This is a genomic window from Clostridium sp. (assembly GCF_026168755.1).
GTDB lineage: Bacteria > Bacillota > Clostridia > Clostridiales > Clostridiaceae > Clostridium.
The window spans coordinates 1-19,838 of the sequence record NZ_JAPFDR010000001.1 but is presented as its reverse complement, the minus strand read 5'-3'; the positions used below and the strand labels follow the sequence as shown (position 1 = coordinate 19,838).

Here is a 19,838-nt window from a genome sequence, read left to right as displayed (position 1 = left end):
TGGAGTTATAAGCAAACACATTGAAAAAGAAAAAATGAAATATTAGTTTGGAGGGAACATTGAAATTGAGCCGTAGAGTTTAATAATTGATGTAGTAAAATTGGCGTTAAGTGAAGCTCTAAATTTTAATTTAGTTAGCTGAACTTACTCCTCTGAGCGATAGTGAAGAGTGAGTTTCCTTTTAAAAGGAAGCACCTTCTCCTTACGTCGAATGTGTAAGTTCGATTAACAAAATTGAAATTTTGAATCTCACTTAAGTTTAAAAACTTTAGCCAATTTTACGGAATAAATTATATAAATTCTAGGTAAAAATTTCACAGTTTCCGGAAAATTAATATTTCATTTTTTCGCTTCCACGTGACGAACAATTTTATTCTTTTGCTTTGGCTGATAATATATTTATTTTAGAATTTAGAGTGTCTATTGTACATAAATCTAATACTTCTTTAATATGTTTAACTTTAATTATTGATATTCCATCGTATTCACAAAAGCTCTCATTCCAATTTGCTTCTGGAATTAGCACTTGCGTTGCTCCTGCCTTTTTAGCTGCTAATATCTTAGCGTTAACCCCACCAATAGGGTTAACCATACCTAAAAGGCTTATTTCCCCAGTCATTGCAATTTTACTATTAATTGCTTTTCTTACTATAGCACTATAAACAGCACTAGCTATTGCTATTCCAGCAGAGGGACCATCTACAGGAATTCCTCCTGGTATATTTATATGAATATCATATTGTTCACATTTTAAATCAAAAATATTATTTAAAGCTGTTAATACATTTTGTATTGAAGAATATGCAGTACTTTTTCTCTTAATTTTTCTATTACTCATAGTAATCTCTTCTTCTTCAATAATACCTGAAATTTTCAATTCACCACTTCTACCTGACACCTTTTTAGCTGTAGCCTCAATTTCCATTAACATTCCCATATTAGCTCCATGCACAGCTAATCCATTAACTACTCCAATTTGAGATTTTTCTGGAACTCTCACCTCAGGTATCTCTGTATATTGACCATTTTCAATAACCCACTTTATATCATTTTCAGTAATATTCTCTCTATCTTCGTTAATAGCAACTCCTGCACACAATTGGACTAAATTAACTACTTCTCTCCCATTAGAACAGTGTCTACTAATAATATCTAGTCCTATATCTGTAGTCTTTAATCCAACACGTTCTATAGCCCTACTTCCTATTTCTCTTATTTCATCAGTTTGTAAACCTCTAAAAAACACTTCTACACATCTAGATCTTATAGCTGGAATAATTTCATCAGGACTCCTAGTAGTTGCACCTATAAGCCTAAAATCAGCTGGTAAGCCATTATCAAATATCTCTTTTATAAAAGTAGGCATATTAGGATCTTCTGAACTATAGTATGAACTATCTAAAAACACTTTTCTATCCTCTAATACCTTTAATAACTTATTCATTTCTATGGGATGCAGCTCACCTATTTCATCTATAAACAATATCCCTCCATGAGCCTTTGTTACAGCCCCTGGTTTAGGCTGTGGTATACCCGCAACACCTAAGGATCCTGCTCCTTGATAAATAGGATCATGAACTGAACCTATCAAGGGATCTGCTATACCTCTTTCATCAAATCTTATAGTTGTAGCATCAATTTCAACAAATTTCGAATCTTTCCTAAACGGTGATTTTTCTCTCTTTTTAGCTTCTTCTAGCACCAATCTAGCTGCTGCTGTTTTTCCTATTCCAGGTGGCCCATAAATAATAACATGTTGAGGATTAGGACCACATATAGCTGCTTTTAACGCTTTTACTCCCTCTTCTTGCCCTATAATATCTTCAAAATTAACAGGTCGGCTTTTCTCTGTTAAAGGTTCCGTTAACTTTACTCTTCGCATTTTCAAAAGTTTTTCCATTTCCTTCTTGTTTTCTTTATCTACTACTACTTTTTTAGAATGATTCGCTTTATTACTATTAAATAAATATATTATAAATAGAATCATCATTATAAATTGTAGAATTATCATTATTTCACTCATAAAGTTATACCCTCCACTTTTATACATTCTATTTGTATTATTAACCTTTAATAGTTGTATTATTCCATAATTAGTAGTAATTAATTATAATTTTTCCAGAACTGATAATAATAAAAGTAAAAACACCTCTAGAAATCTAGAGGTGTTTTATTATGCGGTTTCCATACCTTTTCTTTTTTTAGTTTTTTTAGATTTTAAAACTGGTCTAACTTCATTTTCACCTAATCTTACTAATTCAGGTAACTGTTTAGATTTAATTGTCGCTTCTGTAATAATTACTTTGCTTATATTTTCATCTGACGGAACATCAAACATAATATCAATCATTATATCTTCAACAATTGCTCTTAATCCCCTAGCCCCAGTTTTTCTTGCAATAGCTTCATCTGCAATGGCTTTAAGTGCATCATCAGTAAACTCTAATTCTACATTATCAATTTCAAATAATTTATTATATTGTTTAACTAATGCATTTTTAGGTTGACTTAAAATATTAATTAAAGCATCTTGATCTAAAGACTCTAAAGAAACTACCATAGGTAATCTTCCTACGAACTCTGGTATTAATCCAAACTTTAATAAATCTTCTGGAAGAATATTTTTTAAAGTTTCACCAACATCTTTAGTTTCCTTAGATTGAATTTCAGCTCCAAATCCCATTGTGCTTACTCTTGTTCTCTTTTGAATTATTTTCTCTATACCATCAAAAGCTCCACCACAAATAAATAATATATTTGAAGTATTAATTTGAATAAACTCTTGATGCGGATGCTTTCTTCCACCTTGTGGTGGTACTGAAGCCGTTGTTCCTTCTAAAATCTTTAATAATGCTTGTTGAACTCCTTCACCAGAAACATCTCTAGTTATAGATGGATTCTCAGACTTTCTAGCAATTTTATCAATCTCATCAATATAAATGATACCTTTTTCTGCCTTTTCAACATCGTAATCAGCATTTTGGATTAGTTTAAGTAAAATATTTTCAACATCTTCACCTACATATCCAGCTTCTGTTAAAGTTGTTGCATCAGCTATTGCAAATGGTACGTTTAAAAACTTAGCTAATGTTTGAGCTAATAATGTCTTACCTGATCCAGTTGGCCCTAATAATAATATATTACTTTTTTGAAGTTCTATATCATCATCTATCATATTAGCTTTAACTCTTTTATAATGATTATAAACAGCAACTGATAATGCTTTTTTTGCTCTATCTTGCCCAATTACATATTGATCTAAATATGCTTTAATTTCTGTTGGCTTTGGTAATGCTGTAGTATCTAATTCTACATTATCTTCAAATTCATCTTGAATTATGTCAGAACATAAATCTATACACTCATCACATATATATACGCCTGGTCCGGCAATTAATCTTCTTACTTGATCTTGGTTTTTACCACAAAATGAACACTTTAACTGCTTTTTATCCTCAAATTTAGCCATAACATCACCTCACTTTGGCTTATTCCGCCAAAAATTAATTATTTTTTATTCTTAACAATAACTTCGTCGATTAATCCAATATTTAACGCTTCATCTGCACTCATGAAATTATCTCTTTCACACATTTGAACCATAGTTTCATAATCAACTTTCCCATTAGTAGATTCAGCCATTGTTCTAGTTAAAGTTTCTTTTATCTTTAAGATTCTTCTAGCATGAATATCAATATCAGTAGCCTGACCTTGGAATCCCCCTAATGGTTGGTGAATCATTATCTCACTATTTGGAAGTGCGAATCTCTTCCCTGGAGCTCCACTTGATAGTAAAAATGCTCCCATAGAAGCTGCCATACCAATACAAATTGTACTTACATCGCATTTTATATATTGCATAGTGTCATAAATAGCCATTCCTGAAGTAATTGAACCACCTGGACTATTTATGTAAAGATAAATATCTTTATCAGGATCTTCACTTTCTAAAAATAATAATTGAGCTACTACTAAATTAGCAGTAACATCATTAACTTCACCACTAAGCATTATAATTCTGTCTTTTAAAAGTCTTGAAAATATATCGTAAGACCTTTCTCCTCTCCCTGTTTGTTCTACAACATATGGAATATAATTGCTCATTTTTGCATTCCCTCCTTTTCTCTTTAAAACCCTTCTTACTTTATAATATATCCAACTAATCAAAAGTAATTATATTAAAATTATATAAATTTTACTTTATTTTGTTAAAGAAATATTTTAATAATTGCCAGAATTTCTCCTGGCAATTAATATAAGACTATTTATTATTTTCAATTAATAATTTTATTGTTTTATTTGTAATAACGTCAGCTCTTAATGCAGCTTGTTGGCTTTGCATTAATAAATCAACCATTTTTTCATCTTCAGATGCAGAGTACATCTTAGCAACTTCTACAGCTTTTTCTCTTATTTCTTCTTCAGTAGCTTCAATATTTTCAGCTTTTTCTATAGCTTCTAAAACTAAATCTACTTTTACCTTAGTTTGAGCATTAGCTCTCATGTATTCTCTCATCTTTTCTTCATCAGTTCCTGTGAATTGGAAGTATTGTTCTAAAGTTAAACCTTGATATTGTAATCTTTGTTGTAAATTTTGGACCATTTTATCTACTTCTTTTTCTACCATAACTTCTGGAATTTCAACTTTTGCATTTCCAGCTACAGCAGTAATAACAGCTTCTTCAAATTCTCTTTCTGATCTTTCAGTGTTAGCTTCTTCTAACTTTTTAGTTACATCAGCTTTTAAATCAGCTATAGTATCAAATTCAGATGTTTCTTTAGCAAATTCATCATCTAATTCTGGTAATTCTTTAACCTTTATTTCCTTTATAGTAACTTCAAATTTAGCTGGTTTTCCATTTAACTCTTCTTTTCCATAGTTTTCTGGGAAAGTAACATTAACTTCTACTGTATCATTTACTTTAGCTCCAACTAATTGTTCTTCAAATGTATCAATGAAAGTCTTTGATCCAATTTCTAAAGAGTAGTCTTTTCCTTCTCCCCCTTGGAATGCTTCTCCATCAACATATCCTTTGAAATCAATAACAGCTATATTTCCATTTTCAACTGTTCCTTCTGCTTTAGTTTCAACTCTAGCATTCTTTTCTTGCATTTCTTTAAGCTTCTTTGAAACTTCTTCTTCAGTCACTTCATATGTTTTCTTTTCTATTGATAATCCTTTGTAGTCACCTAATTCAACTTCTGGATACACAGTAACTTCTGCAGTATAAACAAAATCTTTGCCTTCTCCAACTTCAACTACATCTATCTTTGGATAGTCTACTGGTACTATATTGTTTTCTTTTAATACTTCACTGTATGATCCTTCTATTGCAAAGTTAACAGCATCCTCTAAAAGAACTTCTATTCCATAATATTTTTTAACAACATTCATAGGAACTTTTCCTTTTCTGAATCCTGGAACATTGAAATTCTTAACATTTTTCTTATACGCTCTTGCTAAAGCTGCATCAAATTTTTCAGCTTCAACCTTTACTTCAAACTTAACGATATTTACATCGATTTTTTCCATTTTAGCTTCCATTGTATATTCCTCCTAAAAAAGTATCTCTTGTTTGATTAATACAACTAGCTTATTATAACACATTTAAGCTATTTTTTACAAATGTTTGTTCACAAAATTACTTAATAATTTGCTCTTCATTAGTACTATACATAATATTTCCATCAATTTCAACCTTTAAGCTATTATCTTGATTTTTAGATAACTTAATGTGGTATATTCACTTAATTTTAAGTATTAAAATTTTATCTTTTATAATATTAACACATAATAATTAACTAATAAACATTTATTTACTTTTTTTTCATTTTTATCATTTATAACTTTGTTATTTTTCCATTCTTTTCTACCTTATTATTCGACAATCTATTATCTTGATTTACAGCATTTTTTTGACTTATTACATCCACTACACTTCTTGTTGCTATTACCCTTAGTGCTACAACAACCTCCACACCTTAACATCCCTAAATCTCTCATTTCTTCTATAGTTAATTTAGCTTCATTTTCACTATATGCCTCATAATCTGGCTTATCCTTAAGAATATCTTCTTTATAAAACATTTTATTTCCCTCCTTTTTTATCCATATACTAACATAATTATATATAACCTTTCTTCTAAATTTATACATAAAAAAAATTTTTTCAACTTTTTTTTGTAAAAAATATTTGATTTTATTAAATACTATTGTATAATATTAATATAGTATTTAATTTATAAATACTCTTAAACAGCCCATACCGCTCTATAATTAAATATAATTATGGAGTTTTAATAAAACCCCACACAATCACTTATTCCCTTTCTTAAGTGATTGTAATCCCTTAAACCTGTGCTATGCACAGGTTTTTTTATTTATAAAAAATATAACTTAAACTTTATTCAATATTATTGTCTTACTTAAACTTTATTATACAAAAGGCTATGCTTTCACATAACCTTTTTTGTATAATAATTGTTAAGCTCTAATAAGGTATATAATTTAAAGGATCTACAGCCTCTCCATTAATTCTTATTTCAAAGTGTAAATGAGGGCCTGTACTATTTCCTGTTGAACCTACAGTTGCAATTACATCTCCTTGTGATACAGTGTCACCATATGAAACATTCAAAGTCTGAGCATGAGGATATAATGTCTGAACTCCATTTCCATGTCCTAAAATTATAGTATTACCATATCCACTTATCCATCCTGAATATTCAACCACTCCACTTTTTGAAGCCTTAATTGGATCACCATAATTCCCTGCATAATCTATTCCCTTATGTAATTTATACTCACCTGTAACAGGATTAACTCTATATCCATAATAACTAGTTATTCTTCCTGGAACTGGTCGTAGGAATCCACTTTCACTCGGTAAACTTTCTATATTATTACTATTTCCTGTATTTCCTGCAACACTATTAATTATTCTATCCAACTCAGCTTCTAACTCACTATTATGTGATTCTAACTCTTGTATTTCATCATTTATAGAATTACTACTATTTTCTAAAGATGCAATACTATTTAATTTCTCATTTTGAAGTGCTAAAAGTTCTTTTCTTTTTTCTTCTTCTTTGTTTTGTATAGCCATAACACTATTTTTTGCACTAACTATTTCTTCTTGTTTTTCCTTTATAGCAATTTGTTTTTCCTCTTGTTCTTTTATCTTTAAATTTATTTCACTAATTTCAACAGCTATACTTTCTTGAGTTTGTATAGATTTATCTATTAATCCTTTATCAAAAGTGATTATTCTAGAAATACTTGATAAATTCTGAAAAAGCTCCAATATATTTTTACTCTTAAGAATCATGTAAATATATTGCTTTGTTAAATCAAGTTTATAGACACTTCTTATTCTATTATTTAACAACTCTTGGATTTTTTCTTGTTCCTCTTTTAATTCTTCAATATACTTTTTCTTTACTTCAACTTGATTTTTACTTTCGTTAATTGCATAATTTAAATCATTTATATCTGATTGTATCTCATCTATTTGCTTTTGATATTCACTAATCTCTTTTTGAAGCTCATAAAGTTCATTTTCTTTTTCCTCTATATCAGCTTCAACTCCCGTTAGTTGATTTTTTTCCTCTTCAATCTGATTATTTAAATTTTCTTTTTCATCTTGAAGACTTTCAATTTTATTTTTATTACTTTCTATTTCTTCTTTTATAGAATCCTTTTTTTCTGCAAAAGCATAAGCATTATTTACTAATATGCAGATAAGTAATGTATATATAATCTTTTTTCTATTATTCATTTTATCCCCCATATTTTATCATTAGTTATTGATCTTTATATATCTATTTTCTGAATTCCTTTAATTATAAAATCTCCATTTTCATACTCTAAATTTAGAATAAAAGATTTTTCATTAGAATTTTTAACAAATGGCAACATTTTTTTATATACACTATAATCAATCCTCGTTACCAAACTAGCTTTATATATATTATCTTCATATTTAAAATCACTTTTCTCAATTTCAACATTTAAATCAGTTATTTCATAATTATTACTTAGTAAAAGTGTCTTTTCATTAATATAGTTATAAGCCATTTCCTTTACCTCTTCTGTAGCACCTAAAATAAGACTTTTATCTTTACTATTTAATGCCTCAAATGAACTAAGATAAAATTTATTTGCTATGTCATCAATCATATTATTTAATTCATCATTTACCATATTTATATCAAGCTTAATATATTGTTCATTACTTATTAATAACTCTTCACTACGGATTGTTCCCCACGGAAACTCTCTCTCAAGATATATTTTAATATCCTTATCTTTCGGAAAAGGACCATAATTTTTAAAGTCCTTAGCCTCTAATTCAGTATCAATATCATTAATAAATACTTTTGCATCATCAAAATTTGAATACAATGTAATATAATTTCCATCAATATCTATTTCAACAGTTTCATCTTCCATTAAATTTAGAATTTTACTATCACTTATATCACCATACTCAGTCTTATATGTATATAAAACTTTATATGTACCTGGAATTACATCAAACTCAGCTTTATTAACTAAATTAAACCTTTTATTTGAAAACTCTATATCAGCACCAGCTATATTTGTAATAAAATTAACAGTAATAGTATTAATATCAATATAATATTTTTCCTTTAAAAAGCCCTTTCTGCTTCCCAATATAAAGTTGCCACTTTTTCCGTTTTTTCTAAGATCATTGACTATTTTCTTAACCCTTATCTCATCTTTATCATACACATCAATTAAAGGTTGTAACTCTTTAGAAGATACCTTTTCATCTTCTACCCTTACATAATTAGTTAACGTAGAAGAATTCCCATTAATTAAAGCTGATTCAAATTCACTTAAAACTTCTTCCTTAGATAAACTAAGGTTACTTATTAAAAATATAAAAATTGCAAGTATAGATACAAATATTATAATTATTTTAGATTTATTTCTTTCCCATATTACTTTAATCCCTATCTCCCTAATATTTTTAATATCTTTTATAAAACTAAAAAAATTAGAATTAAGATTTTTAAAACCCTCTTTTGTTATTTCTTTAAGATTTCTCATAAATTATTACTCCAAAATATCTATAATCCATTTACCACAAGACACACATTTATATAATCTAATAACAAATAAATCCATTATTTTCCCATTTGCTAAAGATGGATTTTCCTCAATTTCTTTTTTAGTAATAAACTCATCATCTTGATTTAAAAAACCTTGAATTTCAACTATATAATTTTTATTACTTTTTCCACAACAATCATTTTCACCAACACATTCAATTTCTTCATATGTTAATTCATTTTGTAATTCCTCTATTATAGGTAATAAATCCTCAAATTCATTTATATCATCTAAAAAATCCTCTTTATTAAAAATTAAATTTTCAATTGTAAATAAATTCATTTTTTTACTCCTTACATAAAATAATATACTCTACTCATAATATATCATTTATTTCTTACTATTCAACATTTTTTTAGCTATTTCTATTTTTAAAATAAATATAATCAAAATCTTTATTTATACAAATAATTTGTTTTTCATTGAAAAATTTATATTTTTATATTAAATTAAAATTTGAACATTATTTTAACAAATTTTATAGAATACAAGGAGTAATACTAATGAAAAGAAATACTAATTCTAGGTCTAAAACTAGAAGACTCGTTCTCATAGGTGCACTTGGTGGAATCTCTATTTTTCTTGGTATAAGTGGTTTAGGACTAATACGTTTACCTATCTTCAGCCTTACTATAATGCACATCCCTGTAATTATAGGTGCTATATTAGAAGGCCCTGTTGTAGGTATAGCTGTTGGGTTAATTTTTGGATTATTTTCAATGTATCAAAATATTACAGCTCCTGGGTTAACATCTTTTATATTTTGGAATCCAATAATTGCATTAATTCCAAGAATATTGATTGGTATAGTAGCATATTATTCATTTAAATTACTTAAAAGTAAAATTAAAAGTACTGGTGTTTGTGCCGGTATTGCATCAATTTTAGCTACATTAACCAATACAATTGGTGTATTAGGATTAACTTACCTTTTATATCTTGATAAATATGCACAAGCAAGAGAAATCTCAAGAGATGCAGTAGCTGGTACTTTACTTACTGTTGGATTAACTAACGGTATACCTGAAGCTATGGTCTCAGCATTAATAACAATACCAATAGTTGTTACAATGCTAAAAATGAAAAGAAACTAATTACTTAATACATACTAAGATATACATGATTATCTAAGTATGTATTATTTTTATGTTATTACTATTTATATAATTTAGTTCCATTTGATACTTAAAATATTCTTTTTTTACTTTATTTCCTTGTTTTTAATAGATTATATAAATTAACTCTGCACATAATACTAGTGTAAGCAAAAACATTTTACTTACAAAAAACATAAATATTAATTTATTTAAAGGAGGGTCTTTTATGGCTCAAAAGTTAGTACCAGAAGCAAAAAACGGATTATCAAAATTTAAAAATGAAGTGGCAAGCGAAATGGGAGTTCCTTTTACAGATTACAACGGAAACTTAACTTCTAAACAATGCGGAAGCGTTGGTGGAGAAATGGTTAAGAGAATGGTTGAACAATACGAACAAGGAATAAAGTAAGCTAACTAAAAAATAAGTTAATACAACAAAATAAGAGAGTGTAAATATCTAAATTGATATTTACACTCTCTATCTTTATATAACTTTATTAATAATAAAACCTTTATTTTGCTTCTATAAAAACCTCTACACCATAATGATCAGAAATTATCTGTTTATTTATATTATTAAATATCACATTAGATTTTTCTATTTTTATATCTTTATTAGTTAATATTAAATCTAATCTTTTATCTTGATGTTGTGCTTCCCAGCCTGCAATTTCTCCCTTAACAGTAATTCCCGAATCTTTTATATTAGCATTACAATAAGTGTCTATTAATCCCTTACTTATTAAATAATCATATCCTTCATTTCTTATCAATGCATTGTTATTAAAATCCCCCATAATGAATGATAATCTTTCATTAGATATATTCTCTAATAATTTATCTGCTTGATATTTAAAAGGTTCTATATCATCATTCCACCAACCTGTATGACAACTATAAAAATCAATTAGTTCATCATTCCTCTCAATTGTTATACTAACTATATTTCTAGTTCTATAATTACTTTTATCATTGCTTTGTGAAATATAGAAAGATTTAGAATCTTTAATTTCATGCTTTGTAAGTATTGCTAGACCTTCTTCATATATATCATATCCTATATGCGAATAATCCCATATAAAGTTATATTTATACTCATCAAGTTTATTTAATTCTTTAATCAATAACATAGCAAAGTTATCTTCTTTAATTATTGAATTAACAGAGTTGGAATCAATACTTTGACTTACCTCTTGAAGTGTAACTACATCATACTGCTTCTCTTTAATAACACTTGCTAAATATTTAATTTTTTCGACTTGATTTTCTTCTTGCCACGAATGACAATTTAAAGTTAAAAGTTTCATATTAAACCCCTACTAAACTCCTAATATATCTTGAATATTCGATTTTAATACATCTGCCTTTGGACCATAGATTGCTTGAACTCCACTATCTTTTAATATTAATCCTAATGCTCCATTTTTCTTCCACTCTTTTTCATCTGCAACTTTTTCAATATCCTTAACAGTTACTCTTAAACGAGTCATACATGCGTCAACATCTTCAATATTTTCTTTTTCACCTAATAAAGAAATTATTTTTAAAGATAATACATCATTAGCTGTAGCTTTATCTACTGCAGCTTCCTTTGTTGAATCACTTGACTCTTCCTCATCATAATTCCCTAAACGTCCTGGTGTTGGAATCTTGAATTTTTTAATACAGAAACTAAATACACCAAAGTTAATTCCAAAGAATGCTAAGCAGGCAATAAGAAAATTAATAACATCTCCTAGTAATCCAGCATTAATCATCATAGGCACACGTGTCATAAGCTCTATTGCCCCAAAAGCATGAACTCTTAAATTAATTACATCAGCTAAAGCAAATGCTAGTCCTGTTAATATTGCATAAATTACATAAAGTACTGGTGAAATAAACATAAATAAGAATTCTATAGGCTCACTTACACCTGTTAAAAATACTGCTAAACTAATTGATATAAACATTGATTTATATTTTTTCTTTTTATCTGCATCTACATTTTTATACATGGCTAATGCGACACCTAATAATGATGCTGTTGATAATATTACTTGTCCAGCTTTAAATCTTGCAGGAGTTACTGTTGCTAATAAATTATTATATTCAGCCATATTTCCTGCTGACTTAAAGTTGATTAAATCTGTTATCCAAGCAAACCATAATGGATCTTGCCCTGCAATAACTGTACCTGCTGCTGCTCCTGTTAATGACGTATAGACTCCACCTAGTTCAGTATAATTCACCGGAATCGTTAACATATGATGTAATCCAAATGGTAATAATAAACGTTCTAATGCTCCATATACAAATGGTGCTAATACTGGTGCTGTATCTTTTGAATTTGCAAGCCAGATACCAAAGCTATTTAAAGCACCTTGTGCAAAAGGCCAAATTATAGATAATATAACAGCAGTAACTGTTGACCATAAAATAACAACGAATGGAACAAATCTTTTTCCATTAAAGAAATTTAGCGCTTGTGGTAATTTGTTATAGTTATAATATTTATTAAATAATGTTGCACCTAAGAAACCTGAAATAATTCCTATAAATACACCCATATTTAAGGCTGAAGATCCTAAAACACTTGTAAAGTAATCTGGAACTGTTAATGTTGCTCCTAATAACGACTTAACTGTTGCAGTACTATCTGATAACATTTCAGTACTTACTCCAAATATTGCACCTGTAATACGATTAATAAGAACAAATGATAATAATCCTGCGAAAGCTCCCCCTGCTCTTTCCTTAGCCCATGAACCACCTATTGCAACTGCAAATAATATATGTAAGTTTCCAATTATTCCCCAACCTATATTATCCATAATCCTTGATATTGCTTGCATTATATCTGCATCGAAATACATTCCTATCAATTTCCCCATAGTTATCATTAATCCAGCTGCTGGCATAACAGCAATAACTACTAATAACGCCTTACCAAACTTTTGCCAAAAATCGAAAGATAATAATTTGCCCTTTTTCTTTGTTTTACCCATTTTTATTCCCCTTTTCATTAGGAGGATTAACCTCCTAAATTTATATTTTTTATTTTAAGTATTTAAAATACCCGAGCTCTATTATTTTATTTTTATAAATTATAGTTTATAAAGTCTTGCTTCATATGGTCTTAAAATAAATTCTTTTATTGCATTATGTTTATCAACATTATAATTGCTTAATAATAATCCTTCGTAATTTAATTCTTCCCCATAATTATATTTCGCTTCATCATGTGATAAATTTACTATTACAATAAATTTTTCATTACCCATAGTTCTTGTATAAGCATAAATTTTCTCATCTTCATCTAATATAAGATCATAACTACCATAAATTAGAGTCTTATATTCCTTTCTTATTGTAATCATCTTTTTATAAAAATTTAAAATTGATTTTTCGTCTTTCAATTGTGCTTGTACATTTATATTTTTATAATTTTCATTAACATTAATCCAAGGCTTTCCTTCAGTAAATCCTGAATTAATACTATCATCCCATTGCATTGGAGTACGAGAATTATCTCTTGATACTGCCCACACATACTTTAATGCCTCTTCTTTAGTCAACCCTTCAGCTAATTTTTCCTTATATATGTTTATACCTTTTACATCATTATAATCATAAATTGAATCAAACTTAACATTTGTCATTCCAATTTCTTGACCTTGATATATAAATGGTGTTCCTTGTTGCATAAAATACATAAGACCAAATGCTGTTGCACACTCTCTTAAATACTCCTTATCATTTCCCCAAGTAGAAATTACTCTAGGAATATCATGATTTTCTATATACAATGCATTCCATCCCTTACCATCTAATGCTTTTTGCCATTTAGTTAATACTTTTTTATAATTCTTTACATTAAATGTATTTTCACTTTCAGCTCCCCAAAGATGTAAGTGTTCAAACTGAAATATCATATTAAACTTTCCATTTTCTTCTCCAACCCAAAGATCAGCTTCTTCAGCATCTACTCCATTTGCTTCTCCAACAGTCATAATGTCATAGTTATCAAAAGTCCTCTCTTTTAGCTCTTGCAAATATTTATGTATACCTTCCACATTCATATGTTTATTAAAAGATTCTACATATTTTAACCCTTCTGGATTATTCATATCTGTTAATCCTTCTTCTTTTTTAATATGACTAATTGCATCAACTCTAAATCCATCAATCCCTTTATCTAACCACCAATTTATCATATTATAAACCGCTTCTCTTAACTCTTTACATTCCCAGTTTAAATCTGGTTGTCTTTTTGTAAATAAATGCAAGAAATATTCCTCAGTATTTTTATCATACTCCCATACAGAGCCTTTAAAAATACTTTCCCAGTTATTAGGTTCTAGTCCATTCTTGCCTTCTCGCCAGATATACCAATCCCTCTTTGAATTATTCTTTGATGATTTCGATTCTATAAACCATGGATGTTCATCACTAGTATGATTTACTACCAAATCTATTATAAGTTTCATATCTCTCTTATGGACTTGTTCTAACAATTCATCAAAATCCTTCATTGTTCCGAAATCATCCATAATATCTTGATAATCACTTATATCATATCCATTATCATCATTTGGTGATTTATACATAGGACATATCCAAATTACATTAATACCTAAATCTTTCAAATAATCTAATTTAGATGTTATCCCCTTTAAATCTCCTATTCCATCACCATTAGAATCTTTAAAGCTCCTAGGATATATCTGATATCCTACAGCCTCTTTCCACCAAATTCGTTTCATTAAAACACACCCCTTTTATATGCAATCGGTTGCATAAACATTTAAATAATATGTACAGTACTATTTACTGTACATATTTACATTATTAGTTTGTCCATTTATTAATCTTACAATTTACTAAACCGTTACCAGTTCTATGAATTTACTATAACATTCCAAGAAATTGTTTACAAGAATTAAATTATCCTATTTTTAGTCAAATTTTTAAATGAAGTTAGAATATCTCTCATTTTGTTCATATTATGCAATCGGTTGCACCAGATTTGCATTTTCTTTTTTTATTAATGATTCCCTTTCAACTAACTTAGTTTCAATGACATAATATCCCTTGCTTTCTCTATTTTCTAATTTGTCAATTAGCAATTTAGTAGCATACATTCCTAACTTTTCAGAATTAATATCAACTGATGCTAATGGTGGATTTTTATATTGAGTTAATGGTATATTATTAAATCCTACTATAGATATATCTTCATACCCTAACTCCTTAACTGCTATTTGCACTCCAAAAGCAAGTAAATCATCTGTTGTTACAAATGCTGATACTTTATTTTTTTCTAATATGCCCTTTGCTGCTAAATATCCATTTTTCTCTGAAAAATCATCCATCTCTATTATTAATTCATTATCTATCTCTATATTCCTACTAAACAATGCTTGTTTATATCCATTTAATCTATCCTTAGAAACATTCATTTCAGGCTTAGCTCCTATAAACCCTATTCTTTTATTATCTAACTCTATCATATTTTGAGTTAAATTATACATAGCTGCAAAGTTATCATTATCTACCCATAAAACCCCCTTAATTTCATCTGGTCTACCTATTACAACAAACGGAAATCCTTTTTTCTTTAAATAATTAATAGTTATATCATTATCTTTTACATTAAATAAACATACTCCATCCACAAGATTACCTTCAGTAAACTTTTTTATCCATTCTTCATCATCTTTATTATTCTCATTAAAAGCATACATTATATAATAATCTTCCCTTTGAGAATACATGCTAATCCCCTTCATAGCCTGAACAAAAAATGGATTTTCAAATGATACTTCAGCACCTCCTGGTAATAAAACTGCTAATATTCTTGTCTTATTATTTGCAAGTCCTCTTGCCACAACACTTGGAGTATAGTTTAATTTCTTTATTGCTTCATTAACTCTCTCTTTTGTTTCTTCACTTATTTTACTACTATTTGCTAAAACTCTCGATACTGTAGACGTTGCCACCTTTGCTTCTCTTGCTACATCCTTTATTGTTATCTTCATAAATACGCCCTCTTACTTTCTAATCTCAGCATTATTATAGTATAAATTTATAATAAAATAAATAGAAGCATAGTATAATGTTTGCTTTATTAAACATCATACTATGCTAGTAACTATATATTACTAATTTTAACTATTTCTAATTGGTCTTGTGGTACTAATTGATTTATGCATACCTATTGGTTTAACATTTATATTTGATCTATACTCCGTTTCTGCCCAATATATATTTTCTGCAACTAAAGCTTCTTTATTTAATTCAACTCCATCTAAAATTATTTCCTTAAATTTATTATATCCAGCCCTATCTATTAAATGTCCACCATGTAAATATTCTGGCTTATAATCTAATGCCCAAGCAGAAAACTTTTGCCAATTTGCCAATATTCCAAGAACAGTATTTTCAGTTGCAAAGTTAACAAATGTTTTTCCCATTCTTGGATTTTGCTTTCCTGTTCTTCCTCCTATGACTATTCTATAAAACTTTTCAGGCATTCTAGTCCATGCACTGGCTGGACATGCTAATACACATTCCCCACACCCTACGCAACAACAAGGATCTTTATCTACTAATCCATTTTCATTTAAACTTAAAACTCTTGTTGCATGATGTTGACAAGCACGGACACAGGCACCACATCCAATACATCTCTCTTTATGATATTCCATTCTAGCTTGACCAATTATTCCAAAGTCCTGAAAATGAGCCTTACCGCAGTCATTAGGACATCCTGAAACTGATACTTTAATATGATAATGTGATGGGAATATTAAATTTTCAATCTTTGTTGCTAGTTCCTTAGTATTAACATTTGCCTTTATACAATGAGTATTACCTATACATGCCATTATATTTCTAGCTCCTATGGTAGGATAACCTTTATCATTTATAGTCATATCACAATTACATTCATCTATCTCTACTTCTTTAATATAATCCTTAATATATTCATTAACTGCATCTATATTCTCATACTTTATTCCTGGTATATTAAAAGTTTGTCTCATTCCCATATGGAAAGTTCCATTTCCCCAAGTCACTGCTATATATTCTATCTCACTTAAATATTTCGCATTTATTGTTCCTCCTGGAATACGCATTTGAAGCATAAATTCTCCTGGAACCTTTGATTGACGAAAACAGTTTACTCTGACTTTTTTAATATCTATATCATAATTCATAATAAAATTCCTCCTAATCCAATAAACTTTTTGCTTTAGTATAATTAAATACAGGTCCTTCTAAACAAACATATGTCTCATCAATTCTACAATGTCCACATTTTCCTATAGCACATGACATTTTTCTTTCAAAAGAAACATATATTTTTTCTTCTGGCACACCTAGTTTTATAAAATCTAAAGCTGTGAATTTCATCATCATTGGTGGTCCTACTATTATTATTTCATAATTATCTTTAAATGAATCTAATGGTAATTTTGATAAATATTTTGTTACTAATCCATTTTCAAATCCCTCTATTTTTCCTTTGTCTAATGTATAAATAGTATTAAACCTTTCTTTCCATAATTCTAATTCATTTTTAAAAAGTACTGAATTCTCATCTTTAAATCCAAATATTAGATTAACACTTTTTACATATGTTTCATCATTATAAAGCATATTTATCATACTTCTTACTGGAGCAACTCCTGTTCCTCCTGCTACTATAACTATATTTTTACCTTTTAATTTTTCTACTGGCCATCCTTTACCGTAAGCTCCTCTTAAAAATAATGTATCTCCAGATTGTAATGTAAAAATTTTATCTGTTACTTTACCTACTGAACGAATTGTAAAGTCTAAATATCCATCTCCAAATCCACTAACAGATATTGGTGCTTCTCCAATTTTAGGAATTGATAATTGTAAGAACTGTCCATGCTTAACCTTAATATCAGTTTCAACTCTAAATGTGTATTCTAAATTGCTCTCTTTTTTTATATCAATAATCTTACATGCTTTTGGTGTTAATACGTTATTCATCACATTTCCCTCCAATTATTTCTTTAATTGCTTTATCTACTTTATTTATAGTTGCTGTAATAGAAATATTTTCTGGACATCTATCTGTACATCTTCCACAACCTACACACATATGAGTATCTCCAAACTTTTCTTTATAATCATGTATCTTATGCAAAACTTTGTATCTCATCTTATTACCAGCAGTGTTTCTAAATCTATGTCCTCCTGCCATTTCATCAAATCCATCAATATGACATGATGCTTGTACTCTTTTTCTCTCTCCAACATTTATATTTTCATTATAAATAATATCCCTAGTTGTATAACAAGAACATGTAGGACAAGCAATTGTGCAACTTCCACATTGAATACATCTTCTATCATATTCTTTCCACATTGAATGTTCTTTTAATTTATTTAATACTTCTTTGCTTTCTATTTCTGGAAGATTTACCTCCGCCATATTCTTTTCTATAAATTTAAGTTCAAATTCTTCTTCAGTACAATTTGTGAAATACTTATCAAATTCATCATCATTAATTTTAAATACTGCTGAATTTTCATGAAATCTGATAGCTAAACTATAATCATCTGTCTTATTGCTATTCATAACTGTACAGAAACAAGTATCAAACCCTTCAACACATTCCATACATACAAATCTAACTTTTTCTCTAATTCTTTTATAAAAGAAATCTTCAAAACCACCATTTTCCAAGTAAATTTTATCTTGCCTTTTTTGAGCATTAATATCACATGGTCTTGCAAATATTAATATTTTTTTATTACCATATGGATTTTTACTTTCTCTAAACTCATCTTCAGTAAAAAAGTATAATGTTTGATTAATTGGTGTAATTATCTCTTTTGCTGGATATGTTGACTTTTCATTATAAACAATCTCTTCAAAAGAATTAACCTCATCATATTTAATTATATCTGTATCTGAATATCTCCCCTGTTTCACAAATCTCTTTGGTGCATATATCTTGTATTCTTCTTTTAATTTTTCAAATAAGCTATCTATCTCATTTGATAATAGTTTATATCCCATATTTATCCCTCCAAAACTTAGTTTAACCATTAGGAAAGTCTTATTTCTTTTATTTACTTCCCCTAAATTTAATATACTACTTTTGTTATTAAATTAACAATTGAATTTTGTCATCGTTATCATTAAAAAAAATTATAATATATATGCTTATAAATACTTTTCATATTTTCTTTATTATTTTTTATTATAATATTTTTTGAAACGCAAAAAAGCAACTAAGAAAATTCTTAGTTGCTTTGGTGGCTTACCGGGGAATCGAACCCCGGACACCTTGATTAAAAGTCAAGTGCTCTACCGACTGAGCTAGTAAACCAAAAATGGCAGGGATAGCAGGATTCGAACCTACGAATACCACAGTCAAAGTGTGGTGCCTTACCGCTTGGCGATATCCCTAAATGGGGTGAACGATGGGACTCGAACCCACGACAACCAGTGCCACAAACTGGCGCTCTACCAACTGAACTACGTTCACCATATGGTGCGTGTTAAGAGATTCGAACTCCTGGCCCACGCCTTAGAAGGGCGTTGCTCTATCCAGCTGAGCTAAACACGCTTATTT

At 28.6% G+C, this 19,838-nt stretch carries 17 protein-coding genes and 4 tRNA genes; 2 read left to right on the top strand and 19 right to left on the bottom strand.

All coding sequences use genetic code 11. From position 1 onward, the window contains the following. Positions 1 to 370: 370 nt before the first annotated feature. The 8 genes from lonB to Q0Y03_RS00070 form a co-directional block, all read right to left on the bottom strand. Positions 371 to 2,023, bottom strand: a complete 1,653-nt coding sequence (lonB, locus tag Q0Y03_RS00105; RefSeq protein WP_297711822.1) for an ATP-dependent protease LonB — start codon at positions 2,021 to 2,023, stop codon at positions 371 to 373. A 150-nt stretch (positions 2,024 to 2,173) separates the two neighbouring features. Continuing rightward, positions 2,174 to 3,469, bottom strand: a complete 1,296-nt coding sequence (gene clpX / locus Q0Y03_RS00100) for an ATP-dependent Clp protease ATP-binding subunit ClpX (RefSeq protein ID WP_297711821.1) — start codon at positions 3,467 to 3,469, stop codon at positions 2,174 to 2,176. Between the two features lie 38 nt (positions 3,470 to 3,507). Continuing rightward, positions 3,508 to 4,104, bottom strand: coding sequence for an ATP-dependent Clp endopeptidase proteolytic subunit ClpP (gene clpP / locus Q0Y03_RS00095; protein WP_133015725.1), 597 nt, complete (start codon positions 4,102 to 4,104; stop codon positions 3,508 to 3,510). A gap of 157 nt (positions 4,105 to 4,261) precedes the next feature. Next, on the bottom strand, positions 4,262 to 5,545 hold the full coding sequence (gene tig, locus Q0Y03_RS00090) for a trigger factor (protein WP_297711820.1): 1,284 nt from the start codon (positions 5,543 to 5,545) through the stop codon (positions 4,262 to 4,264). Between the two features lie 348 nt (positions 5,546 to 5,893). Next, positions 5,894 to 6,088 carry a hypothetical protein gene (locus Q0Y03_RS00085; RefSeq protein ID WP_297711819.1) on the bottom strand — a complete coding sequence of 65 codons (195 nt, stop codon included), beginning with the start codon at positions 6,086 to 6,088 and terminating at the stop codon, positions 5,894 to 5,896. A gap of 403 nt (positions 6,089 to 6,491) precedes the next feature. Then, positions 6,492 to 7,778, bottom strand: coding sequence for a peptidoglycan DD-metalloendopeptidase family protein (locus tag Q0Y03_RS00080; protein WP_297711818.1), 1,287 nt, complete (start codon positions 7,776 to 7,778; stop codon positions 6,492 to 6,494). Between the two features lie 35 nt (positions 7,779 to 7,813). After that, entirely contained in the window at positions 7,814 to 9,076 is a 1,263-nt protein-coding gene (locus tag Q0Y03_RS00075; protein ID WP_297711817.1) for a hypothetical protein, read from the bottom strand. Positions 9,077 to 9,082: 6 nt separating this feature from the next. Further along, complete coding sequence (locus Q0Y03_RS00070; RefSeq protein WP_297711816.1) at positions 9,083 to 9,421, bottom strand: hypothetical protein; 339 nt, start codon at positions 9,419 to 9,421, stop codon at positions 9,083 to 9,085. Positions 9,422 to 9,642: 221 nt separating this feature from the next. Here Q0Y03_RS00070 and Q0Y03_RS00065 point away from each other — a divergent pair, with 221 nt between their 5' ends. Next, positions 9,643 to 10,233, top strand: coding sequence for an ECF transporter S component (locus Q0Y03_RS00065; protein ID WP_297711815.1), 591 nt, complete (start codon positions 9,643 to 9,645; stop codon positions 10,231 to 10,233). A gap of 229 nt (positions 10,234 to 10,462) precedes the next feature. After that, on the top strand, positions 10,463 to 10,645 hold the full coding sequence (locus Q0Y03_RS00060; protein ID WP_133015732.1) for an alpha/beta-type small acid-soluble spore protein: 183 nt from the start codon (positions 10,463 to 10,465) through the stop codon (positions 10,643 to 10,645). 103 nt (positions 10,646 to 10,748) lie between these two features. Here Q0Y03_RS00060 and Q0Y03_RS00055 read toward each other — a convergent pair whose 3' ends face one another. From Q0Y03_RS00055 to Q0Y03_RS00005, 11 genes are all read right to left on the bottom strand, one after another. Beyond that, a complete protein-coding gene (locus tag Q0Y03_RS00055) occupies positions 10,749 to 11,543 on the bottom strand; it encodes an endonuclease/exonuclease/phosphatase family protein (RefSeq protein ID WP_297711814.1) in 795 nt (264 codons plus the stop codon). Positions 11,544 to 11,555: 12 nt separating this feature from the next. After that, positions 11,556 to 13,223, bottom strand: coding sequence for a PTS transporter subunit IIBC (locus Q0Y03_RS00050; protein WP_297712023.1), 1,668 nt, complete (start codon positions 13,221 to 13,223; stop codon positions 11,556 to 11,558). 99 nt (positions 13,224 to 13,322) lie between these two features. Further along, complete coding sequence (locus tag Q0Y03_RS00045; protein ID WP_297711813.1) at positions 13,323 to 14,981, bottom strand: alpha-glucosidase; 1,659 nt, start codon at positions 14,979 to 14,981, stop codon at positions 13,323 to 13,325. 240 nt (positions 14,982 to 15,221) lie between these two features. Further along, a complete protein-coding gene (locus Q0Y03_RS00040; RefSeq protein ID WP_297711812.1) occupies positions 15,222 to 16,256 on the bottom strand; it encodes a LacI family DNA-binding transcriptional regulator in 1,035 nt (344 codons plus the stop codon). 129 nt (positions 16,257 to 16,385) lie between these two features. Further along, positions 16,386 to 17,438 carry a sulfite reductase subunit C gene (gene asrC, locus Q0Y03_RS00035; protein ID WP_297711811.1) on the bottom strand — a complete coding sequence of 351 codons (1,053 nt, stop codon included), beginning with the start codon at positions 17,436 to 17,438 and terminating at the stop codon, positions 16,386 to 16,388. A gap of 13 nt (positions 17,439 to 17,451) precedes the next feature. Beyond that, complete coding sequence (gene asrB, locus Q0Y03_RS00030; protein ID WP_297711810.1) at positions 17,452 to 18,243, bottom strand: anaerobic sulfite reductase subunit AsrB; 792 nt, start codon at positions 18,241 to 18,243, stop codon at positions 17,452 to 17,454. Next, the gene (gene asrA / locus Q0Y03_RS00025; RefSeq protein WP_297711809.1) at positions 18,236 to 19,279 is read right to left on the bottom strand and encodes an anaerobic sulfite reductase subunit AsrA; all 1,044 of its coding nucleotides are present in this window, start codon (positions 19,277 to 19,279) and stop codon (positions 18,236 to 18,238) included. Before asrA ends, asrB begins: the two co-directional genes overlap by 8 nt. A gap of 237 nt (positions 19,280 to 19,516) precedes the next feature. After that, positions 19,517 to 19,592: transfer RNA gene (locus Q0Y03_RS00020), tRNA-Lys, on the bottom strand. A 5-nt stretch (positions 19,593 to 19,597) separates the two neighbouring features. Further along, positions 19,598 to 19,672 (bottom strand) — tRNA-Gln (locus Q0Y03_RS00015). A 3-nt stretch (positions 19,673 to 19,675) separates the two neighbouring features. Further along, positions 19,676 to 19,751, bottom strand: a tRNA-His gene (locus Q0Y03_RS00010). Between the two features lie 4 nt (positions 19,752 to 19,755). Then, a tRNA-Arg gene (locus Q0Y03_RS00005) sits at positions 19,756 to 19,832 on the bottom strand. Positions 19,833 to 19,838 lie beyond the last annotated feature (6 nt).